Source organism: Coprobacillus cateniformis (assembly GCF_009767585.1).
Lineage (GTDB): Bacteria > Bacillota_I > Bacilli_A > Erysipelotrichales > Coprobacillaceae > Coprobacillus > Coprobacillus cateniformis.
Map to the genome: position 1 here is coordinate 460,611 of NZ_WSNW01000001.1, position 20,546 is coordinate 481,156.

Below are 20,546 nucleotides of genomic sequence, written 5' to 3' on the forward strand. Positions count from 1 at the left end.
TATCTCCCTCCTCACTTATAAGTATACAGATGTATTCTTACTCGTTCGTGACTGTATATTTGCTTTTTGTACTTTTATGTGGAAGTGTTATCAAAAATAATGCACCATGATGATTTATCGCATCAATGGTTCCATGATGAGCATCAATAACCCCCTTTGTAATAGATAAACCAATCCCAATACTCTTGTTGTTTTTTTGATATTGTTGATGAGAAAAGCGCTCAAAAATATATGGGAGTTCTTCTTCTACAAAACCTTTTCCATAATCCTGAATAGAAATTTGAAGATATGTATGATGATTTTGACAAGTGATTTCAACAGAGGAATGTTGTTTTTGTTCTATACAATTTTTAATGATATTTTCAAATGCTTCACTCATCCATTGGAAATCACAGTATATAATTTCATTTTGATGTAATTGAATATGAACATCATTTTCTTCTAACAAAGGTTGAAGATTTCTTTCAACTTCATGAACAATTTCATCAATTGTAAACTCCTGAAAATGATATATGATACTATGTGATTCTATTTGAGCCAAATGAAGCAATGATTCAATAAAATATTGAATCTTCTGAGTTTGGAAGATTAATTGTTCAATTAAACGATGTTCTTCACCATGAGTCATTTCAAGCAAAATATCTTCTTTTAAAAGCATTGCTGTTAATGGCGTTTTGATTTGATGAGAAATATCTTCAATATAATCCTTTAAATCTTCCTGTTCTTGTGAAAGTTTCTCCAACATTGATTTCATGCGAATATCAAGCATATGCAAATGATTTGATAAAACTGCAATATAACTTTCGCCATCTATCACTGGAATATTTTGGTTTGACTGATCAATAATTGTCTCACACATCTCTATCAAGGTTAAAAGTGATTTTTTTAAATGATTAATATAAACAGTATGTGTTATCAAACCTAAAAATGAAAATACAATAATAGCTAAGTAAAAATATAGACTCTGTAAATACCAGCCTAATAAACTTATGACAATGCATAGAAAAAAGAAAAGAAAAGCACTTAATGAATAAAGCGTTTGACTTTTTCTTAAATGTTTTTCCATCTATAACCAATCCCCCTCACTGTTTCAATATATTCCTGCTGCTGATATTGTCCAAGCTTTTCCCTTAATCTTTTCATATGTACAGAAACAGTATTATCTTCAATATAATTCCCAGTTTTTTCTTCAATGAATTCTATCATTCTCTCACGAGTAATCACCATTCCTTGATTTTGAACAATTAAAAATAAAATCTCATATCCTATAGCACTTAAAACAATTTCCTGATTATTTTTCATAACACGATATTTTCTTATATCAATACTTAAATCATTTGTCTGAATAATATCATGATTGTGTTCAATTCTTCTCATAATGCAATTCAACCTCGCAAGTAATTCATTTGCTCGAAACGGTTTTGTAATATAATCATCGCCACCAGCATTTAATGCTTCAACAATCGTTTGTTCATCATCTTTTGCTGTTAAAAAAAGAATTGGTATTTGTGATTGTTGTCTCATCTGTTGACATAAAGTAATCCCATTTCCATCTGGTAACTGAATATCTATAATCATAACATCTATATGACTCTTATCTAACAACAATGCTTCCTTCATATGATATGCCTGTTGAACTTGATATCCTTTCATGCATAATAACTCTTTTAATGTTTCTTGAATTGCTATATCATCTTCTACAATTAAAATCATTTTATCAACCCCATTCTTATTTATTGTATCATAAATTAAAAGACAAAGAAAAAAGCTTTTATAAAGCTTATTGATTCTTTCTTGATAAACATTGAAAAAGAATCTATTTAAGATTCTTTTTCATACATATACAAATATTATCACCTTTAAATACTCCATAATTTTCTACAAGATCATAACCACATTTTTGATACATTAAGATATTATCTTGCATATCTTTACCTGTTTCTAATTCCGCTATGACAAAACCTTCAGAAACAGCCTTCTTTTCTAATCTATTAAGAATCTTTGTTGCAATTCCCTGCCTGCGATATCTTTCATTAACATACATTCTTTTGATTTCAACAGTTTGATGATCTATAACTTTATAACATCCACATCCAACAGGTTTCTTATTATCATAACAAATGAGTGCATATGCCATTTGAGAAAGATTATGAAGTTCTTGATATCCCTCTGCAATTTGTTGACCCCATTTTCCCACAAAAAAAGCATCCAATTCCTTCACCAATTGAAGAAGGTCAGAATGATTTGTTGGAACCTCACGTATTTCCATAAACAATCACCTCTTGGATGCATTATAACATTTTAAAGACTATAAACCCATAGATTTCTAATCTGACTATAAAGTTCTTGAAAAGTATAACCTTTCTGACTTTTTATAGGACTATTGGGGTCATTGACATAAATAAGTCCATCTTTATACTCTCTTAAAACTATAAAATGTCCTTCACTTGTAAAAATACCTTTCCTTACACTACAAATAATTGGTTGTCCCTGTTTCAAAGCCTCTGCAATTGCATTTTCATCTAATGATAATTCTTGAACTTTCACACCAAAGTGACTAGCACCTTCATTCATCAAAGCCCAAGTAGTTCCAGCTTGAGAATAATAACCTTTTTGATAAGCATATTGAGCTATGTAATAAGGATTATATTGTGGATTTTGTTTTAAATAACTCACAACCATTGATAAACATGTTGGCCCACATCCATTAATCCCCATCATCTCATCACCATACATTTTATAACCCCATCTTTTATCCCATTGGAGTAATAATGGGATTTCTCGATCTTTCAAATCATTTTCAAGACTCATAGAAAGATTCTTTTGATGCTCTTGAGGATATGCAGAAACAAAAGGAATTGTTTCTTTATTGTGCATGGCTAATTTTAAAAGTGATGTTGGATAATCATCTTGGTTTTTTATAATATCCTGCCATTCCTGAGATTGATCATATTGAGCATCAACTTGAATGTGTTCATTAAGAACAAAATGATCAATAACTAATATGAGAATTGGTATCACAATAACGGCTATAAAAACAATAATCTTTTTTCTCATTATGATTCCTCCTCAATCAAAAGTATAGAGGAAAGAATGAGAGAATTGTTTAAAATAATCTTAAGATTTTCTTAAAGTGCCTTGGTATGTGGAATAAAAACTTCAAACGTTGTCACATGATCATAACTTTTAGCCTTAATAATTCCCTGATGCTGTTCAACAATTAATTTTGCAATAGAAAGTCCTAAACCTGAACCTCCTGTACTTGAAGAGCGGGCAGTATCCAAACGATAAAACTGCTCAAAAATAACATTAAGTTTATCTTTTGGAATTGTTTGCCCTATATTTCGAAATAAGATATGCGTATAAACATTATCTTCTGTTGCTTCAATAGTTATAGTTGTTTTCTCATCCCCATAATAAAAAGCATTCTTTAAAATATTATTAAAGACCCTTGCAATCTTTTGAGAGTCAGCATAAATTATCATATCTTCTGGAACTTGTATAACAATCTCCTGTTGTTTTTGACTCATAATAGGATAAAACTCCTCTTTCATTTGTTCCAATAAATAACTTAAGGATACTTCTTCCTTATGTAAAGGACTATAAGATTGATTCAATTTTGCTATATCAAAGAATTCATTAATTAGTTTTTCTAGACGATAAGCTTTCTCTAAAGTCATATGCGTATATTTATGACGTAATTCTTCTGGTAAATCTTCTGTTTCTTCTAATAAACATAAATATCCAATAACAGATGCTAGTGGCGTTTTGATATCATGGGCAAGATAAGCAATCATATCAACCTTATGTTGTGCTTCCTTAATAGCCTTCTTCTCATTTTCAATACTTTCTCTTTTTAACTCATTAAAATCATCTTCAAGTTCTTGTAAGGATTCATCCAACACAATTCTTTGATCATCTTTTTGAAACAAGATTTTCATCTGTGAAAAAACATGAGAAATCTTTTGAATAGAATAAACCTCAACAATTAAAGAATTCAATAACAAAACAACTAAAATTGTAATAAATACAAAAGCTGTTTGATTTCGTAATATAAATGATGCAAAATCCCAACCAAAAACATCTTGAATAAAATTAATAACTGCACCATTATAGAAATTATCTACAAAAAAATAAAACAATAACATAATAACAATAGATATCAAGGCAATCATGAAATGCTTTTTTAAAATTTCAGTTTGAAATCTTCTTGTATAATCTTTACCCAATTTTATAACCTACTCCCCATACAGTTTGAATATATTTAGGATTTTCTGCTGAATCATCCATCTTTTCTCTTAAATGACGAATATGTACCATAATAGAACTGCTAGAATTTGTATAATACTTTTCACCCCAAAGTTCCTGAAAAATCTGATCAACAGTTACAACTTTGCCTTTATGTTTACATAGTAACCAAAGAATTGAAAATTCTGTTGGTGTTAAAGAAAGTGTTTGATTATTTAAAATACATTGGTGATTATCTTGATCAATTGTTAAAGCACCAATTGTCACCATATTCTTTTCTTCTTTTGGAGTCATCGTTTTATAACGACGTAACTGTGCTTTTACACGTGCCATTAATTCCAAAGGACGAAATGGTTTTGTCACATAATCATCTGCCCCAATTGTTAAACCCGTAATCTTGTCAATCTCAGTTTCTTTAGCAGTCAGCATAATAATTGGAAAATTATAATTTTCTCTTATTGTCTGACAGATTTCTAATCCACTAATATCCGGTAACATAATATCTAAAATAGCCAAATCGATATCTTGTACATCAACACATTGCAATGCCTCATTTCCAGTATAGAACTTATAAACTTCAAAACCATCATTTTTTAAATATAATTCAACTAAATCAGCAATCTCTTTTTCATCGTCAACAACTAATACTTTCATGTATTCACCCCATTTTTCTACATTATACTACATTATTTATGTGAATTCTTTAAGAAACTCTTAAGAAAAAAAGGATTTGTTACATCAAATCCTTAAAAATAATATCTATAACTTCAGCAAAGCCATCATCTTCACAATCTGCAACAATCTGATAAGCTAAATTTTGAATTTCTAAATCGGCATTAGCAGGTGCAAAAGCATAAGGAAAATGTTGAAACATCGTTAAATCATTCATACCATCTCCTATGACAACAATTTCATCTTTTGATAAATTTTTAAGCTTAGCAACTTTTTCAAGAATAAGTCCTTTTTGAGCATTTTGATCTGTCACTTCAACATTATCAGAAAAAGATGATAAATATGAAATCATTGGGACAAATTGAAGTTTTTCTTTAGCAGGAGCAATTTCACTTGCATCCAATGAAAAGGCCTCAACTTTAATAATTTCAAAATCTTGTTTTAAAAAGTCATCAACATTTCCAATTGCCTGCAAAAAGTTACAAGTTGAATTTTCAAACTTACCACCCTTGTCATATTCACCATAAGGTTGATGAAAAAAATTGACGCATCTTTGAACAAATAAATCTCGCACTCTTTGTGGCTCTGTCGCATAAAAACCTTTTGTTGTAAAAACCATATAAGGGATTGATGCATCGTCAAATATTTTGACAACATCTTTATAAATTGTTTTCTGCATATAACATTCCATCAAGATATTGCCTTTTACATCCACATACTGTGCACCATTACCTAAGATAGCCTCACACTCAATTCCTAATTCATGAATAATTTGATAGACACCATTATAATCTCTACCTGATGCTATAGCAAACTCTATATTATGCTCAGATAATCTCTGTATTGCATTTCTATTAGGGATGCTGACCCCCTTTGATTTTCCAAGTAATGTTCCATCCATATCACTAACAACTAATTTAATCATTGTCTACCTCCTATTTTTATTAGCATATCATAATTTTTTAATCTCTTTAAAAATTTACTTAAATTGAAATTTTATTTTTTAGCACTCTTATATTGACAGTGCTAAAAATAGTGATATAATATAAGTGTAGTTAGGGAAGGTCCCTAATGAGGTAGTTAATTTCATTTTCAGTTATACTGAAATCTAATTGTTAAAGAAATAAAAAAAGAAAGAGGCGATGTTTTATGAAATTCCTACCTGCATTTAATGATATGTTTGATGATTTATTCCATGATCCATTTGATTATTCTTCAGTTGACAGTATGCGTACAGATATTGTTGAAAAGGATGATCAATATATGTTGAATATGGAACTTCCTGGTTATAAAAAGGAAGATATTCAACTTGAATTAAAAGATGGATATTTAATGATTAATGCAACAAAGAACTATAATAATGAAGAAAAAGATAATGATGGTCATGTCATTAGACGTGAACGTTATAGTGGAAGTTGCAGTCGTAATTTCTATGTTGGTGACAAGATTAAAGAAGAAGATATTCAAGCTTCATTTGATAATGGAGAATTGAAAATTGCTCTTCCAAAAGATACAACTCCACAAATTGAAGATAAAAAATTTATTCCTATTCAATAGGAGAAAAGGTCAGTTGACTTTGAAGTCAACTGGCTTTTTCATATATTTTTTTCTTGTTAGCTTCGTCATAATAAAATGAACCACCATTATTTATATATCCAAACAATGGGGTTCATTTCACAAAAATAGTTTTATTTTTGTCAAAAATATGAATAGAAGTTCAATTAATCAATTTTTTCAGATTGTTTATTTTGATATTTTTCATAAGCGATTAAGAATGGTGCATAAATGACAACACAAACGACAATAGCTATGAGTTGTGAGATAGCTCCCATGATATTTCCACCAGTTGCTAAAAATCCCATTAATAATGGTGGCATTGTCCAAGGAACTTCTAGAACAACTTTTGGACAGAATCCAACAACAGTTAAGAAATAACCAATTGTTAAAGATAGACATGGGGCTAAAATAAAGGGTATTCCTAAAATAGGATTTAAGACAATTGGCATACCAAATGTCACTGTTTCATTAATATTGAATAAACCTGGAACAACTGATAATGTCGCAATAGCACGATTATCTTCACGTTTACCAAAAATAAATATAGCAATAACAAGAGATAATGTTAATCCTGAGCCACCCCATTTTCCAAACATCTCTAACATTGTTAAATTGAGAATATTTGGAATATCTTGTTGCCCACTATATGTGGCAGAAGTATAAGCAGCAGTATTAGCATATAACAATGATCTAAAGATAGATTGATTAATCGCTTCTACCATGTTATTGCCATGAATACCAACTAACCAAAATAATGAAATAATTACAAATAACAACAAAACAGCAAGTAAATTATTCCCAATAATATTTCCAAGTGGATCCTGTACTAACTGAAAGATAACATCATTGACATAATGACCAGAAACACTTTGAATGATAAATCCTAAAGTTCCTACAATTGTGACTGTTAAAAATGCTGGTATTAAGATTTCAAAAGATTTAGCAACACCTGGTGGGACTTGATCCGGCATCTTAATTTTCAATGCATCCATTTTTCTTAAAAATCCAAAGATTTCTAATGCAATAATCCCAACAATTAAGGCCGTAAATAGACCAGTGGCGCCAGTATAACGAGATGAAATTCCACCAAAATCAGCAACAGTTGCCCCTTTTGGTAAAAAGTCTGAAACAACCTTTGTTGTTGAGTCTGCAAGCGTAACTGTTTGTCCAGCCATTCCATAAGTATTTGGAGTGACAACCATCCATGAAACAAATCCTAAAACGGCACTAAAGATTCCTGATTCTCCATTCATTTCACCAATTTCTTGTGCAACAAGAATAACAATACCAATTGAAATACAAGAGATTGTTGCAAATTGAATAGCAGAGAAAATAGCATTCAATGGTTCCAACACCATAATTCCTGAAATTAATCCCCCTAAACCTTGAGGTGCTCCATTTACAACTCTGTCATTAATAAGTACATTTGTCCACAAAACACCAATGGCTCCAGCAATAGTTGCTGGCATAAAATTTTGAAACGCATTTTTGATAGCAGACAAATATTTATTCTGTCCACACCATGCTCCAACACGTCCTAGCTTATCAGCAAAAGCATCCATATTCTTTCCTCCCTCTTTTGAATATACTTCTATTATATGTTTTTCGACAAATCTCTCAATATTATAAAGGACCTTAGGCACATTGTTCCCCAATTTATCATCTTCTTTTTTCAATATAAGAAACACTGTTCCATAAAAGAAAAAAATAGAAATCAAAGACTTCTATTTTGGTGCTTACCCACATTTGGGTGAAAAACAAAAAGGAAGAATTAATTTCATTGACAAATTCAATGATTTTAAAACTTCCTTATTTTTATATACCTAATATAGAGAAAGAATTTCTATTTCCCATCCTCTACTAATTCTCTAGCAACATCATCTTTAATAGTAACACCTGCTGCTTCTAATTCTGCAATCTTTGCTGCAAATTGTGGTAAGTATTTCTTATGTGCTAATAACAATTCATCTAAGACTTGTTTTGCTTTTTCTCCTGATGGAATTTGTGGATTTAAAATAAATGCCTGTAATGCCATTCCATAATCTCCTGTGACTGCTGCTGCTTCAACACAGTGTTCCATGTTCTTCATACATTGTAACCATCCTTTTTCAGCTGGTTGTAATTCTCCAAAAGCGATTGCTTTTGCCCCAGTTGCTCCAATGTATGCAGAGACTTCTACTGCACAGTCTGCTGGTAAATCTGGTACTGCTCCATTATTCTTTGTTGTGACAACAATGTGTCTATTGGCATTTGAATAGATTGATGCAATTGTTTCACATGCTGCATCTGAATAATGAGCTCCTCCACGTTTTGCTAATTGTTCTGGTTTATGATCTAAGTTTGGATCTTTATATAATTCAAACAATTCTGCTTCTGTTTGTTTCACTTGTTGTCCACGTGTTCCCACTTCTGGATCACTGTATTCTTCTAATCCATGTGCTAACATTTCTTGTTGACGATAGTAATATCTATGATATCCACAAGGTAACATTTTCATTGCATCTAGCTGTTCTTTAAAGAATGGAACTTTGTGAATATTAACAGGAATACCGCTATCTTTACCTTCATACATAGCATCAATAATATCCTGAGTCACTTCTTTTCCATTTTCATCATAAACTCTATGCCAGTGGAAATGATTTAATCCAGCAAATTTATAAGTTAATTGATCTAATGTTTTCCCAATTGTTTCTGGTTCTTTCATCATTGCACTTACTGGCACATTACATAATCCAATAACCTTATCCCATTTTCCATATTTCATAACTGCTTCTGTAACCATTCCACTTGGATTCGTGAAGTTGATTAACCATGCATCAGGACATAATTCTTTCATATCTTCAACAACACCTAAGATCACTGGAATTGTTCTAAAAGCCTTGAAGATTCCTCCAGCACCATTTGTTTCTTGTCCTAGCATTCCATAAGAGAAAGGAATTCTTTCATCTTTAATACGAGCATTCAATAAACCAACACGGAATTGAGTTGTAACGAAGTCAGCACCAGGTAATGCTTCTCTTCTGTCTAAAGTCATATGAACTTTGACATCATAAGGAGATGCATCCCACATACGTTGAGCCATAGCTCCAACGATTTCCATTTTTTCTTTACCGTCCTCAATATCTACTAACCAAATTTCTCTGATTGGAAGTTCATCATATCTTTTGATAAATCCCTCCATTAATTCTGGAGTATAACTACTTCCTCCACCAATTGTTACAATTTTAACACCTTTTGACATATCAATATTCCTTCTTTCCTTTTGATACCACTATTCTATAGTATCTCTTTAAATAAACAATATCTCTTACAATACTTTGAACAGAGTTCCTCAATTTCAACTCTTTAAAACAATAAAAAAAGAACAGTGTTTCACTATTCTCTATTTGAAATCGTATATAGAACTGCCCCTAAGAGATTGGCATCATTATGATACTGACAACTTTTAATCTTCGTTGTCACCAAAGATGCAAAACGTTTAGGAATGAGCTCTTGGTACATTTTTTGAATCTTTTGTATAAACCATTGTTCCTCAGAAATTCCCCCACCAATACAGATAACCTCAGGATTATAACAAAGTGTGATGGTATTCAAAACAAAGATGATATTTGTACACCATTGATTCATGGCCTTTAAAGCATTCTCTTCATTATTTAAATATCTTTCACATATTTCTGTTCCATATTGTAAAGGTTCATTAGCAATCTGATTATAAATAGTAATTAAAGCTGACATCGAGGCATAACGTGAAGCACTGACAATTTGACCATCTATCATTGCAAATGGTAAACAAGATAATTCTCCTGCAAGATAATCATGTCCCTGAATAGCACCATTTTCATCACAAAAACAACCACCGATTCCAGTTCCAATTAAAACATAAGCACTCGTTTTTGTATTTTGCCCTTGTCCCAATTTTAATTCACATAAACCAGCAGCCTTTGCATCATTAATAGTAGCTGTGGGTTTATGCAATCTTTTTTCTATTTCCTGATTAACATATGTCTTATACATAATTCTGACATTTTTAGCTGCTTCAGACATCACCTGAGAAGTTTCATCAATAACTCCTGGAGCACTGACACCTATCAATTCAATTTCATTAAGATTATAGATATCAGCACATAAATAATCATAAAAAGCTTCAACAGTTTCATATTTTTGTGTTTCTTTTTTCCATTTCTTAATAACTTTCATATTTTTATGAATTAAAGCATATTTGATAAAAGTTCCACCTATATCAATTCCCAAATAATACATAATAATTCTCCTTGTTTTTTCTTTATTATATATTTCCTATATTTTCAAACAAGATAACTCTAACAAAAAAGCACATTGTTTCTTAAAAAAGTTCTCTTAGCTAGGAACATATAAAACATTGTTTCATTCTTCTTTTAAAATAGGGTTATCAGAATGTCTACCACCAATACGTTCAGATTTCTCAAAGGCCAAAGAATTTTTAATCTTTTTATCTAAATTGTTTTCATAATCACTATTAAAACAATTGGAATATAAAACATCTAATAAATACATAATACAAATATTTAATCCAAATGTTCCTAAGTTTGAAACCAGTTTTTCTCTAGTAGAAACATATAAACAACAATCAATTAAAGAAGATAAAGTATTGTTTCCATATGATGTCATTGCTAGACCATCTATCCCTCTTTCTTTGATTTTTTTAGCAACTTTTAAAATTTTATCAGTTTCGCCAGAATAAGAAATCATTATAAAACAACTATCCTGTTCACAATAACACGCCTGATAGTAAATATCTTCAGCATGTGAATAAACCACAACACCTTTTCCTATTTTCATCATCTTCACCTTAAAAACTGAAGCTAACTCTACTTGAGCACCAGATGCACAAATATATATATGCTTTGCTTTATTTAGCATATTGATAGCCTGTTGCAGAGAATCATGATGAATAAGTGAAAGACAATCTTGAATTGTTTCTTCATAAAGAGTTGCTAGTTTATTGGCAACAACTGTATTTTTATCAGTTCTTTTAAAGGGAAAATTAGGATCAATATTCTTAAAATGTGATGATAAATATTTTAACTCTTTTAAATAATCATCTCTAAAATCATTATATCCTTCATATCCAAGTTTCTGACAGAATCGTATAATTGAAGATGGTGATACATAAGTTTCCTGAGCAATTCTTCTGACACTATCCTGTTTCAATTGATATTCACGCTCTAAAACATAATTAGCAATCGCAATATCTACTTCTGAAAATTCTTCTCTCATCATTAACTTTTCTTTTACCAACATTTATCCTCACCTCTTTAACATTATAACAACAGTCCACTTATTTGACAAACGCTTCCAATAAATGAAAAAGTCATTACATATAATTTGTAATGACCATAGCCAATCCTAAAACAGTTAAAACAACTCCTGTTGCTTGATTCAACCTCTTTGGCTCTGCTTTATTAGCAAATAAAGCTGCTATTCTTGCACCTACTAAAGTTGCAACTACACAAACAATCAAGGCTTCTATATTTGGCATACCACCAATTGCAAAATGTGAACATGCTCCAGTAAATGCCGTAAATGACATAATAAAGACGCTCGTTCCTACTGCTGTCTTTAATTCATATTGAAGAACAGATGTTAATATCAACAATAACATCATTCCTCCACCAGCACCAATAAACCCACAAATAAATCCAATGAAACAGCCACATATTAATGATTGAATATTTTTCTCTTTTTGTGTCTTCTCCGCTTGTGCTTCCTTTGTTGTCATGACTGGTCGAACAATAAATTTAATTCCTAATAATAATGTCATAAAAACCGAAAAACTACCCATTGTTCCACCTGGAACCAATGAAGCAATATAACTCCCAATCAGTGTAAAGACCAAAACACTCGCTAACATAACCAATCCATTTTTAATATCTAAGTTTTTATTTTTTCCATATGTATAAGCCGAAATAGCCGATGCCAAAACATCAGAGGCTAAAGAAATTCCCACTGCTTCATAAGGATCAAATCCCAAAAAAGTAATAAGCATGGGTGAAATAACAGCCGCAGCTGATAGACCTGCTAATCCCGTTCCAATTCCCGCTCCCATTCCTGCAATAATATAAATAAAATATGCAAACATTAAATCTCTTCCTTCCCATCTATAATATTATAACTCATTTGTCTTAAAATGTTTTCCCAACATTTTAATTCATCTTCACTAATTCCTTGAAAAAGAATATCATTAAAACGTTTTTGTGCTTTTAAACCGGCTTCAATAATTGGTTGACTTGAAGTTAAAAGATAAAGATGATAACGACGTTTATCTTTTTGATCTTGAACTGTCTTTAGATAACCCTTTTGTATGAGCTTCTCAATTCCCATTGAAGCATGTGATTTGACCAGCCCTCTTTTTTCTACAATGTCTTTAGCACTATCAAACTCAGGATTATTATGTAAGAATAATAAAATATCAAGTTCACTGCGTGTTAAGTGATATGCTTGCATAACATCCATACAGAGATGGTCATATAAAGATTTCATACTATGAATCATTTTTAGTAAATCTGTCATATTGCCTCCATATTAGTTCTATTTTGAACTATTATAGTATAGATAGTTCAAAGAGTCAATGAAACAGTTCTACTTTTTTCATATATTCCTAAATTCTGCTTATTTCTTGATGTCATTTTTCTACATTTTTTATCATTGGAATACTCGGAGTTCATTGACTTTGAAGACCTTTTGCCTTATAATCACAGTAGGTGAATTCCTTCACCTGGAGAATGGAAAATAAACTAAATTTTCCTTTATCCTTGCAGTAATCATTTTATAAAATGAAAGGAGTAAAAAAATGATTTATACACATGAAGTAGAAGAAATGCAATGCGTAACACGTGGTGCTAGTCATGGGTGTGCTCCAATTCCTGAAGAAGGAAAATGGGTATATTCAAAAGAAATTAAAGATATTTCTGGATTAACACATGGTATTGGTTGGTGTGCTCCTCAACAAGGTGCATGTAAATTATCTTTAAACGTTAAAGAAGGAATTATCGAAGAAGCATTAATTGAAACAATCGGATGCTCTGGTATGACTCACTCTGCAGCTATGGCTTCAGAAGCATTAGTTGGTAAAACTTTATTAGAAGGTTTAAATACTGACTTAGTTTGTGATGCAATTAACACTGCAATGAGAGAATTATTCTTACAAATTGTTTACGGTCGTACTCAATCAGCTTTCTCTGAAGGTGGACTTCCTGTAGGTGCTGGTCTTGAAGATTTAGGTAAAGGATTAAGAAGTATGGTTGGTACATCTTATTCAACTCAATTAAAAGGTCCTAGATACTTGGAATTAACTGAAGGTTATGTAAACAGACTTGCTTTAGATAGCAACAATGAAATCATCGGTTATGAATTCATTAGTCTTGGAAGAATGATGGATATGATTAAAGCTGGAAAAGATGCAAATGAAGCTTTAAAAGAAGCTACTGGTACTTATGGTAGATTTGCTGAAGCTGCTAAATACATCGATCCAAGAAAGGATTAATGAGGAGGTACGAAAATGGCATTATTTGAAAGTTATGAGAGAAGAATTGATCAAATTAACGCTGCATTAGCTAAATATGATATCAAATCAATCGAAGAAGCTAAAGCAATTTGTGATGAAAAAGGTATTGATGTATATGATATCGTCAAATCAACACAACCAATCTGTTTTGAAAATGCTTGCTGGGCTTACACTGTAGGTGCTGCAATGGCAATCAAAAATGGAGATACAAAAGCAGTTGATGCTGCAAAAACTATTGGTGTAGGTTTACAATCATTTTGTATTCCTGGATCAGTTGCTGATGATCGTAAAGTAGGTTTAGGTCATGGGAACTTAGGATCTATGTTATTAGATGAAAACACTGAATGTTTCTGTTTCTTAGCTGGACATGAATCATTCGCTGCTGCTGAAGGAGCAATTAAAATTGCTGAAAAAGCAAATAAAGTAAGAACAAAACCATTAAGAGTTATCTTAAATGGTTTAGGAAAAGATGCTGCTAAAATCATCTCAAGAATTAACGGATTCACTTATGTAGAAACTGAATTTGATTATTTCACTGGTGAAGTTAAAGAAGTATCTAGAACAGCTTACTCTGATGGAGCGAGAGCAAAAGTAAACTGCTATGGTTCTGATGATGTTCGTGAAGGTGTTGCAATTATGCATAAAGAAGGTGTAGATGTTTCTATTACTGGTAACTCTACTAACCCTACTCGTTTCCAACATCCAGTAGCTGGTACTTATAAAAAAGAATGTATCGAACAAGGTAAAAAATATTTCTCTGTTGCTTCAGGTGGAGGAACAGGACGTACATTACATCCTGATAATATGGCAGCTGGACCTGCTTCTTATGGTATGACTGATACTATGGGACGTATGCACAGTGATGCACAATTTGCTGGTTCTTCATCAGTTCCTGCTCACGTAGAAATGATGGGATTAATCGGTATGGGTAATAACCCTATGGTTGGTGCAACTGTAGCTGTTGCAGTAGCGATTGAAGAAGCTTGTAAATAATTATATTTTTTTAAAGTTTAAACTACTTAAAATTATATGAGTAAATTAAAACTGTACACGTTATTTAGATAAATTCTATGATGATGTGTGCAGTTTTTTTGTACGCAAGAAAGGTACAATTATGAAGAAGTTAACAATGAAAAAAGAAACAAATTTAACATTTGAGGAAGGATGTGAAGAATACTTATTATATTGTAAAGCTAGGAACTTGCGTGATGGAACAATAAAACATTATAAAGAGAGTATGAAATCAATTTATAGGTTTATTGTGCCTAATATAATACCCCTATCTCATCTTTTAATCAAGAGACTATGGATAATTTTATTCTAGATATGAAAGAAACACTTCAAGTGAAAGACACAACAATTTTTACATATGCTAGAGCCCTAAAAACACTTATGCGTATCTTTATGAAAAATGCTTATATGAAGAAATTTGATATTGCTCTTTGTGTAAGAATCATTCTGTTTTCCAGTTTGTTTCTGTTTTTACATATTTTTGTAATCTCGGTAAAAATAGTGACATGTCTAAGCATATATGAATTTATGGAATTCCTTTTCCTTGGTTTGTTTTTATTCTGAAGTGCAATATGATCCTCATCAGCAACGATATGAAGATTATCACAAGTGATGGGTTTATTAAGGTATGGCATAAAGACATCTGTTTTCAGCTTTTTGATTTGGTAATAGGCAAATGACTTAGATAATCCAAAGGGTTGTGTAGCTTTTCTGTAACTGTCATGATCACAAGAAACATTATGAAAGATTTGTGAGACAACCTGATTTGTGACTCTCTGATATTGAGATATGCCAAGCAGATAATCAATATAATGAAAAGAATTTCCAGTTGACCTATTTGTATAGCGTCTTCTTGTAAAAGTTATAGTGCCAAATAAAGTAACAAGAGTTCTAGGCTGCTTGTCTTTAGAGTAATAGGAATTCTTTCTTTCATCAGAATGAAAGAAGCATTCATCAATATTGCGAAGATAATCAATAAAAAGTTGTTGAATCAATTGAGAAGAGAAATTGAGATAATTAGATTCCCATAATAAGGGATTATGAGATGAATATATAGAGGAATCAAAAAAATGAAAAGGGGTTGAAATAGGTTGAAAGTGTGATAAAATAATAGACATAGAAATCCTCCTGATTTATGTGTGGTAACTTAAATTATACAGGATTTCTTTTTTTATTTCATCTCCCCAACAATTTTACACTATCGAATACAAGCATTAATTTGTAATGGTAACTGAAATGTGCTATTATAATTACCATAATTTGATTGTGTTAATGTCGTGATTTCCACAATCAAATCATACCAAAAAAGTGGTGTTTTCTCACCTAATTCTAGATGAAACTCATCACTTTTTTGTATTCAAGAAACTATTTATCTGTTACAGCCTCTTTTCTTTATGTGAACTGACCATTAGATCTATGGGCCTTTTCATCATAAAAATTCATGTTGTTTTCCATAGTCTAAGCATATTTCAAAAAAATCCTTTGATAATGAAGAGAGATATTTATTTTTATGATAAATAATATGATATGACCTTTTGATATTTAATTCAGAAACAAAAATTTCTTTTACTCTTTTTTCTTCTATTGCATCTTTTACCAACATAAATGGTAAAGTAGAAATTCCTAAACCTGCTTCAACACTTCTCACAATAGCTTGTGTACTGCTACTTTCCATTGCAAATTCAATAGAATACTGATGTGATACAAAAATACTATTGACAAGATTATAAACTGAACTTCCTTGTTCTCTCATTAAAAATGGATAATCAAGTAAATCAGCAAGTTGTAAATCGTTTTTGAATAAGAGTGGATGATTTAGACAGACTATAGTAGAAAGATAATCAGACATAAACGGAATCTGAATAATATTCTCATTTTGAAGATGAGTTTCAACAAGTGCAAAATCAATCTTATTTTCGATAATTAACTTTTCTAATGTTTCAGAATTATACACAAACATTTTAATCTTTAAGTTTGGATATTTTTTCTTTAATAATTGAACAACATGAGGTAAGACATAATGACCAATTGTCATACTGCTGCCAATCCTAATCATACCTTCCTCTTCCCAATTCTTTATACCTTTTTCCATTTCTGAAAACAATGAAATAATATGAACTGCATATTCATAGAATTGCTTTGCTGCAATTGTTGGAAAGATTTTTCTATTCATACGATCAAAAAATTGAACAGAATAATAATTTTCCATTTCTTTAATGGCTAAACTGATAGAAGGTTGAGCAATGTGCATCTTTTGTGCTGCTTTGGTAATACTTTGATTTTCATAGACTTGAATAAAAATAAGCAAATGGCGTAATGTCATAAAAGAACTCCTTTCAATACATAACAAAATTATTATATATATTATATAATAATAGTATTTTACTTATTTTTCAAGACAATGTATGATGTGACTATGGAGGTAGACATATGAACATAGAAAAATATAAATTAAGAAAGCTCTTTCTTTCAACTTTATATTTAAGTGCTTTTACTTTTGGTGGCGGTTATGTCATAGTGACATTAATGCGCAAAAAGTTTGTCAGTGAATATCATTGGATAGATGAGGATGAAATGTTAGATCTAATTGCTATTGCACAATCTGCACCAGGTGCAATTGCAGTGAATGGAGCCATTGTTGTAGGATATAAATTAGCAGGCATGCTAGGTGTGCTTGTTTCAGTGATTGCAACGATTATTCCTCCTTTTGTCATTATTTCTGCTATCTCAGTTTGTTATAATGCTTTTCGTACAAATTTACTTGTATCTTTGATGTTAGAAGGTATGCAGGCTGGAGTAGGAGCCGTGATTGCTTCCGTTGTTTTTGAAATGGGATCAGGTATTGTTAAAGAAAAAAATCCTTTTTCACTCATCATTATGACAGTGTCTTTTATTGTCACTTATTTTTTCAATGTCAATGTTGTTTATGTCATACTGGTATGTATTGCTCTAGGACTCATCAAGACATTTGTACAAAAAGGAAGTGAAATGATATGATTTATTTGCAATTGTTTTTAAGTTTTTTACAAATTGGTGCTTTTAGTTTTGGTGGTGGTTATGCTGCTATGCCACTCATTCAAAATCAAGTTGTTGATTTACACCATTGGTTAAGTTTATCAGAGTTTACAGATCTGGTAACTATTTCACAAATGACTCCTGGTCCTATTGCTGTCAATTCTGCAACATTTGTTGGTATCAAAATAGCTGGTATCCCTGGTGCCATTGTTGCAACATTAGGATGTATTTTACCCGCTTGTATCATTGTGACAATCATTGCATGGCTCTATTTAAAATATCGCAATATGAAATCATTACAAGTTGTTTTGAGTACACTACGTCCAGCCGTTGTTTCACTCATTGCAACAGCAGGCTTAACAATTATTATTTCAGCAATCTTTGGTGAACTTGGAATCAGTATCAATACAATAAAAATACAAATGGTTGTTATTTTTGGTATCTGTATGTTCTTATTAATGAAATGGAAAATGAATCCAATCTTTGTTATGGTATTGGCTGGAATTTTAAATGTTATTCAATATTTTGTTGTGGGAAATTTATTATGAAATTGAAAAGAAGATAATTCACTATTTAGTAGATAGTTTTTTATCTTCTTTTTGATTTAAACATAGAAATACATGATTTTCATTTATTTTATATGCTGTCATTATCTTTTTTCCACAACTTATATACAAATATCACTTCAATCAGAAATGTCACACTCATTCCAATCGTTACATCTGTTAAAAAATGAGCCCCCACAATAATTCTTGAAAAAGCAACTGTTAATGTAAATATAACACCAATAAAGAATAACAAATTTTCTTTTCCTTTCAATTTTTGGCAAATCACTGGTAGAACACCTAGCAAAAGAGCACATGCAGCATTACCAGTATGTCCAGAAGGAAATGATTTGAATTCTTCAGCAGCTATCCCCAATGCCATCAAATGGTCTTTCATATCACTTCCAATAACCCACCAAGGTTGAAACACTTGATTTTGTGCCGTTATCATACGCATTCTTGGACGAGCCCAAGGAATTTTAATAATATTGATAATAATCATTTCCAGAAACATAACACCAATAAAAAGAATGATGACCTTCTTAATTTGCTGACGATTTGCATCTTGTGTGAGTTTTAACATAATAAAATTAACAACTCCAACAAGTATAACTGCAATGATTAGACTTAAAACTATTGACATATGAGGAATATATAACATAGGATCCATTGTTATTCCAAGAATAGCAAAAGCATTGAGCAAAATTCCAAATAAATAACTGAGAATAAGTAATACTTTCTTTTGATGATCAGCAATTTTAATGAGTAAAGTTCCAGCTGTACTTATACATAACATGGCTGGAAGTTGTCCATAACTTGCAAATAACATTCCAAATAAACTATCAGGATCAAATAATGCTGTAGAAATTTGAAAATCAAAAAATGAACCTACAATCATAAATACCAACAATAAAATACCAACAAAAAGACAATTTTTCTTTTCAAATACTTTCATATCTTAGCTCCTTTTTTATACAAAAACCCACATAAAGAAAGTGAAAATAAAGTTTTCTTTCATCATGTAGGTTTCGTTATTTCACCATAATCTATGAATAACTCCTATCAAGGATACATAGTCAAGAAATTATACAATGCTCCAATCATGTTAGAATCATTATAATAACAACAATTATCTATTTGAGCATGAGGAATGTCAAAAGGGATTTTTTCATAGATTTTATTTAATTCTTCTTGAATTTTTTCAATGAGAATAGGCTGTTGACTAATTCCACCACCAATAAGTATCTTTTGTGGATCTAAGATACATTGTAAATTATATATACCAATAGCTAAATTTTTCGCTAAAGTTTGCAAAGCAGCACAGGCTTCTTCATCTAATGCTTCAACCCATTGAAAGATACGATAACCATCTAGTTGACTTGCCTCTATGTTTTTACGACGTGCAACATCCATAATTAATGCTGTCGTACTGCCTTTAACCGCCCAAGCATTTTCCATAAAAGAAGTTCCTTCGCCTTGGAAAATATATGAGAATTCACCTGCAAAAAGATGTTGTCCTTTCCATAATTGACCATCTTTAATAATTCCACCACCAAGACCACTTCCTACTACAATCACAATCCCATCTTGACAATCTTTAAGATTTCCTTTCCATACTTCTGCTAAAGCTGCACTTTTCCCATCATTTTCAATTGTAATAGGAAGTTGTGTAAAACTACGCATTTTATCTACCAAATTGATATTTTCATTATAAGAAAGTCCACCAGGAGCATAGATTTGGCCACGTACTGAATCAATAGTTCCTGGTAAACTCAAGGCAATCCCATCAATTTGTGTTTGATATTTCTCATAGATTGACTTCAAGATTGTTAAAAAATGCTCAAAATTGTCATGTGGTGTGACTTCTTTACCCTTCTCATAAATATGTGCATCATTATCCATCAATGCATATTTAATGGCACTTGCACCAACATCAAAAATTAATTTTTTCATAC

General features: G+C 31.2%; 22 protein-coding genes. 5 read left to right on the forward strand and 17 right to left on the reverse strand.

All coding sequences use genetic code 11. The features are described from left to right. Positions 1 to 37 precede the first annotated feature (37 nt). The 7 genes from GQF29_RS02310 to GQF29_RS02340 form a co-directional block, all read right to left on the reverse strand. A complete protein-coding gene (locus GQF29_RS02310; RefSeq protein WP_008788407.1) occupies positions 38 to 1,066 on the reverse strand; it encodes a sensor histidine kinase in 1,029 nt (342 codons plus the stop codon). After that, a complete protein-coding gene (locus GQF29_RS02315; protein WP_008788406.1) occupies positions 1,051 to 1,713 on the reverse strand; it encodes a response regulator transcription factor in 663 nt (220 codons plus the stop codon). Before GQF29_RS02315 ends, GQF29_RS02310 begins: the two co-directional genes overlap by 16 nt. Positions 1,714 to 1,816: 103 nt before the next feature. After that, on the reverse strand, positions 1,817 to 2,269 hold the full coding sequence (locus GQF29_RS02320) for a GNAT family N-acetyltransferase (RefSeq protein ID WP_008788405.1): 453 nt from the start codon (positions 2,267 to 2,269) through the stop codon (positions 1,817 to 1,819). Between the two features lie 32 nt (positions 2,270 to 2,301). Beyond that, on the reverse strand, positions 2,302 to 3,057 hold the full coding sequence (locus GQF29_RS02325) for a C39 family peptidase (protein WP_008788404.1): 756 nt from the start codon (positions 3,055 to 3,057) through the stop codon (positions 2,302 to 2,304). 71 nt (positions 3,058 to 3,128) lie between these two features. Beyond that, positions 3,129 to 4,229 (reverse strand): sensor histidine kinase, encoded by a 1,101-nt coding sequence (locus tag GQF29_RS02330; RefSeq protein WP_008788403.1) that lies wholly within the window; start codon positions 4,227 to 4,229, stop codon positions 3,129 to 3,131. Further along, the gene (gene vanR / locus GQF29_RS02335; RefSeq protein ID WP_008788402.1) at positions 4,222 to 4,902 is read right to left on the reverse strand and encodes a VanR-ABDEGLN family response regulator transcription factor; all 681 of its coding nucleotides are present in this window, start codon (positions 4,900 to 4,902) and stop codon (positions 4,222 to 4,224) included. Before vanR ends, GQF29_RS02330 begins: the two co-directional genes overlap by 8 nt. A gap of 79 nt (positions 4,903 to 4,981) precedes the next feature. Beyond that, positions 4,982 to 5,845, reverse strand: a complete 864-nt coding sequence (locus GQF29_RS02340) for a Cof-type HAD-IIB family hydrolase (protein ID WP_008788401.1) — start codon at positions 5,843 to 5,845, stop codon at positions 4,982 to 4,984. A 224-nt stretch (positions 5,846 to 6,069) separates the two neighbouring features. Here GQF29_RS02340 and GQF29_RS02345 point away from each other — a divergent pair, with 224 nt between their 5' ends. Further along, positions 6,070 to 6,477 carry an Hsp20/alpha crystallin family protein gene (locus GQF29_RS02345; protein ID WP_008788400.1) on the forward strand — a complete coding sequence of 136 codons (408 nt, stop codon included), beginning with the start codon at positions 6,070 to 6,072 and terminating at the stop codon, positions 6,475 to 6,477. A 164-nt stretch (positions 6,478 to 6,641) separates the two neighbouring features. Here the strand turns inward: GQF29_RS02345 and GQF29_RS02350 are convergent, their stop codons facing one another. The 6 genes from GQF29_RS02350 to GQF29_RS02375 all read right to left on the reverse strand — a co-directional run bounded on the left by GQF29_RS02350 (position 6,642) and on the right by GQF29_RS02375 (position 13,026). Continuing rightward, a complete protein-coding gene (locus GQF29_RS02350) occupies positions 6,642 to 8,039 on the reverse strand; it encodes a PTS sugar transporter subunit IIC (RefSeq protein WP_008788399.1) in 1,398 nt (465 codons plus the stop codon). Positions 8,040 to 8,320: 281 nt separating this feature from the next. Beyond that, on the reverse strand, positions 8,321 to 9,718 hold the full coding sequence (locus GQF29_RS02355) for a 6-phospho-beta-glucosidase (RefSeq protein WP_008788398.1): 1,398 nt from the start codon (positions 9,716 to 9,718) through the stop codon (positions 8,321 to 8,323). 134 nt (positions 9,719 to 9,852) lie between these two features. After that, entirely contained in the window at positions 9,853 to 10,737 is an 885-nt protein-coding gene (locus GQF29_RS02360; RefSeq protein WP_008788397.1) for an ROK family protein, read from the reverse strand. A 123-nt stretch (positions 10,738 to 10,860) separates the two neighbouring features. Further along, on the reverse strand, positions 10,861 to 11,757 hold the full coding sequence (locus GQF29_RS02365) for a MurR/RpiR family transcriptional regulator (protein ID WP_008788396.1): 897 nt from the start codon (positions 11,755 to 11,757) through the stop codon (positions 10,861 to 10,863). 73 nt (positions 11,758 to 11,830) lie between these two features. Then, positions 11,831 to 12,595, reverse strand: a complete 765-nt coding sequence (locus tag GQF29_RS02370) for a sulfite exporter TauE/SafE family protein (protein WP_008788395.1) — start codon at positions 12,593 to 12,595, stop codon at positions 11,831 to 11,833. Further along, complete coding sequence (locus GQF29_RS02375; protein WP_008788394.1) at positions 12,595 to 13,026, reverse strand: MarR family winged helix-turn-helix transcriptional regulator; 432 nt, start codon at positions 13,024 to 13,026, stop codon at positions 12,595 to 12,597. The genes GQF29_RS02370 and GQF29_RS02375 overlap by 1 nt, the downstream gene beginning before the upstream one ends. Before the next feature lie 280 nt (positions 13,027 to 13,306). Here GQF29_RS02375 and GQF29_RS02380 point away from each other — a divergent pair, with 280 nt between their 5' ends. Together GQF29_RS02380 and GQF29_RS02385 are read left to right on the forward strand one after the other, a co-directional pair. Beyond that, on the forward strand, positions 13,307 to 13,999 hold the full coding sequence (locus GQF29_RS02380; protein ID WP_008788393.1) for an iron-sulfur cluster assembly scaffold protein: 693 nt from the start codon (positions 13,307 to 13,309) through the stop codon (positions 13,997 to 13,999). A gap of 15 nt (positions 14,000 to 14,014) precedes the next feature. Beyond that, complete coding sequence (locus tag GQF29_RS02385) at positions 14,015 to 15,013, forward strand: GGGtGRT protein (RefSeq protein WP_008788392.1); 999 nt, start codon at positions 14,015 to 14,017, stop codon at positions 15,011 to 15,013. Positions 15,014 to 15,435: 422 nt separating this feature from the next. On the opposite strand, the gene GQF29_RS02390 is transcribed toward GQF29_RS02385, so the two are convergent. Both GQF29_RS02390 and GQF29_RS02395 read right to left on the reverse strand, forming a co-directional pair. Beyond that, entirely contained in the window at positions 15,436 to 16,149 is a 714-nt protein-coding gene (locus tag GQF29_RS02390) for a UPF0236 family transposase-like protein (RefSeq protein WP_008788391.1), read from the reverse strand. Between the two features lie 311 nt (positions 16,150 to 16,460). Continuing rightward, entirely contained in the window at positions 16,461 to 17,354 is an 894-nt protein-coding gene (locus tag GQF29_RS02395; protein WP_008788390.1) for a LysR family transcriptional regulator, read from the reverse strand. Between the two features lie 107 nt (positions 17,355 to 17,461). On the opposite strand from GQF29_RS02395, the gene GQF29_RS02400 reads away from it, so the two are divergent. Together GQF29_RS02400 and GQF29_RS02405 are read left to right on the forward strand one after the other, a co-directional pair. Then, on the forward strand, positions 17,462 to 18,028 hold the full coding sequence (locus tag GQF29_RS02400) for a chromate transporter (protein WP_008788389.1): 567 nt from the start codon (positions 17,462 to 17,464) through the stop codon (positions 18,026 to 18,028). Further along, the gene (locus GQF29_RS02405) at positions 18,025 to 18,594 is read left to right on the forward strand and encodes a chromate transporter (RefSeq protein ID WP_008788388.1); all 570 of its coding nucleotides are present in this window, start codon (positions 18,025 to 18,027) and stop codon (positions 18,592 to 18,594) included. Before GQF29_RS02400 ends, GQF29_RS02405 begins: the two co-directional genes overlap by 4 nt. Positions 18,595 to 18,682: 88 nt before the next feature. Here GQF29_RS02405 and GQF29_RS02410 read toward each other — a convergent pair whose 3' ends face one another. Together GQF29_RS02410 and GQF29_RS02415 are read right to left on the reverse strand one after the other, a co-directional pair. Beyond that, positions 18,683 to 19,546, reverse strand: coding sequence for a phosphatase PAP2 family protein (locus tag GQF29_RS02410; protein ID WP_008788387.1), 864 nt, complete (start codon positions 19,544 to 19,546; stop codon positions 18,683 to 18,685). 107 nt (positions 19,547 to 19,653) lie between these two features. Further along, positions 19,654 to 20,544: an ROK family protein gene (locus GQF29_RS02415; RefSeq protein WP_008788386.1), complete on the reverse strand. Its 891-nt coding sequence runs from the start codon at positions 20,542 to 20,544 to the stop codon at positions 19,654 to 19,656. Between the last annotated feature and the right edge of the window lie 2 nt (positions 20,545 to 20,546).

Bases quoted from the DNA above. Each gene is read 5' to 3' on its own strand.
- GQF29_RS02410 (WP_008788387.1), bottom strand. From the start codon at position 19,546: ATGAAAGTATTTGAAAAGAAAAATTGTCTTTTTGTTGGTATTTTATTG.
- GQF29_RS02405 (WP_008788388.1), top strand. From the start codon at position 18,025: ATGATTTATTTGCAATTGTTTTTAAGTTTTTTACAAATTGGTGCTTTT.
- GQF29_RS02395 (WP_008788390.1), bottom strand. From the start codon at position 17,354: ATGACATTACGCCATTTGCTTATTTTTATTCAAGTCTATGAAAATCAA.
- vanR (WP_008788402.1), bottom strand. From the start codon at position 4,902: ATGAAAGTATTAGTTGTTGACGATGAAAAAGAGATTGCTGATTTAGTT.
- GQF29_RS02385 (WP_008788392.1), top strand. From the start codon at position 14,015: ATGGCATTATTTGAAAGTTATGAGAGAAGAATTGATCAAATTAACGCT.
- GQF29_RS02320 (WP_008788405.1), bottom strand. From the start codon at position 2,269: ATGGAAATACGTGAGGTTCCAACAAATCATTCTGACCTTCTTCAATTG.
- GQF29_RS02340 (WP_008788401.1), bottom strand. From the start codon at position 5,845: ATGATTAAATTAGTTGTTAGTGATATGGATGGAACATTACTTGGAAAA.
- GQF29_RS02360 (WP_008788397.1), bottom strand. From the start codon at position 10,737: ATGTATTATTTGGGAATTGATATAGGTGGAACTTTTATCAAATATGCT.
- GQF29_RS02325 (WP_008788404.1), bottom strand. From the start codon at position 3,057: ATGAGAAAAAAGATTATTGTTTTTATAGCCGTTATTGTGATACCAATT.
- GQF29_RS02365 (WP_008788396.1), bottom strand. From the start codon at position 11,757: ATGTTGGTAAAAGAAAAGTTAATGATGAGAGAAGAATTTTCAGAAGTA.
- GQF29_RS02350 (WP_008788399.1), bottom strand. From the start codon at position 8,039: ATGGATGCTTTTGCTGATAAGCTAGGACGTGTTGGAGCATGGTGTGGA.
- GQF29_RS02380 (WP_008788393.1), top strand. From the start codon at position 13,307: ATGATTTATACACATGAAGTAGAAGAAATGCAATGCGTAACACGTGGT.
- GQF29_RS02315 (WP_008788406.1), bottom strand. From the start codon at position 1,713: ATGATTTTAATTGTAGAAGATGATATAGCAATTCAAGAAACATTAAAA.
- GQF29_RS02415 (WP_008788386.1), bottom strand. From the start codon at position 20,544: ATGAAAAAATTAATTTTTGATGTTGGTGCAAGTGCCATTAAATATGCA.
- GQF29_RS02375 (WP_008788394.1), bottom strand. From the start codon at position 13,026: ATGACAGATTTACTAAAAATGATTCATAGTATGAAATCTTTATATGAC.
- GQF29_RS02345 (WP_008788400.1), top strand. From the start codon at position 6,070: ATGAAATTCCTACCTGCATTTAATGATATGTTTGATGATTTATTCCAT.
- GQF29_RS02370 (WP_008788395.1), bottom strand. From the start codon at position 12,595: ATGTTTGCATATTTTATTTATATTATTGCAGGAATGGGAGCGGGAATT.
- GQF29_RS02390 (WP_008788391.1), bottom strand. From the start codon at position 16,149: ATGTCTATTATTTTATCACACTTTCAACCTATTTCAACCCCTTTTCAT.
- GQF29_RS02400 (WP_008788389.1), top strand. From the start codon at position 17,462: ATGAACATAGAAAAATATAAATTAAGAAAGCTCTTTCTTTCAACTTTA.
- GQF29_RS02355 (WP_008788398.1), bottom strand. From the start codon at position 9,718: ATGTCAAAAGGTGTTAAAATTGTAACAATTGGTGGAGGAAGTAGTTAT.
- GQF29_RS02310 (WP_008788407.1), bottom strand. From the start codon at position 1,066: ATGGAAAAACATTTAAGAAAAAGTCAAACGCTTTATTCATTAAGTGCT.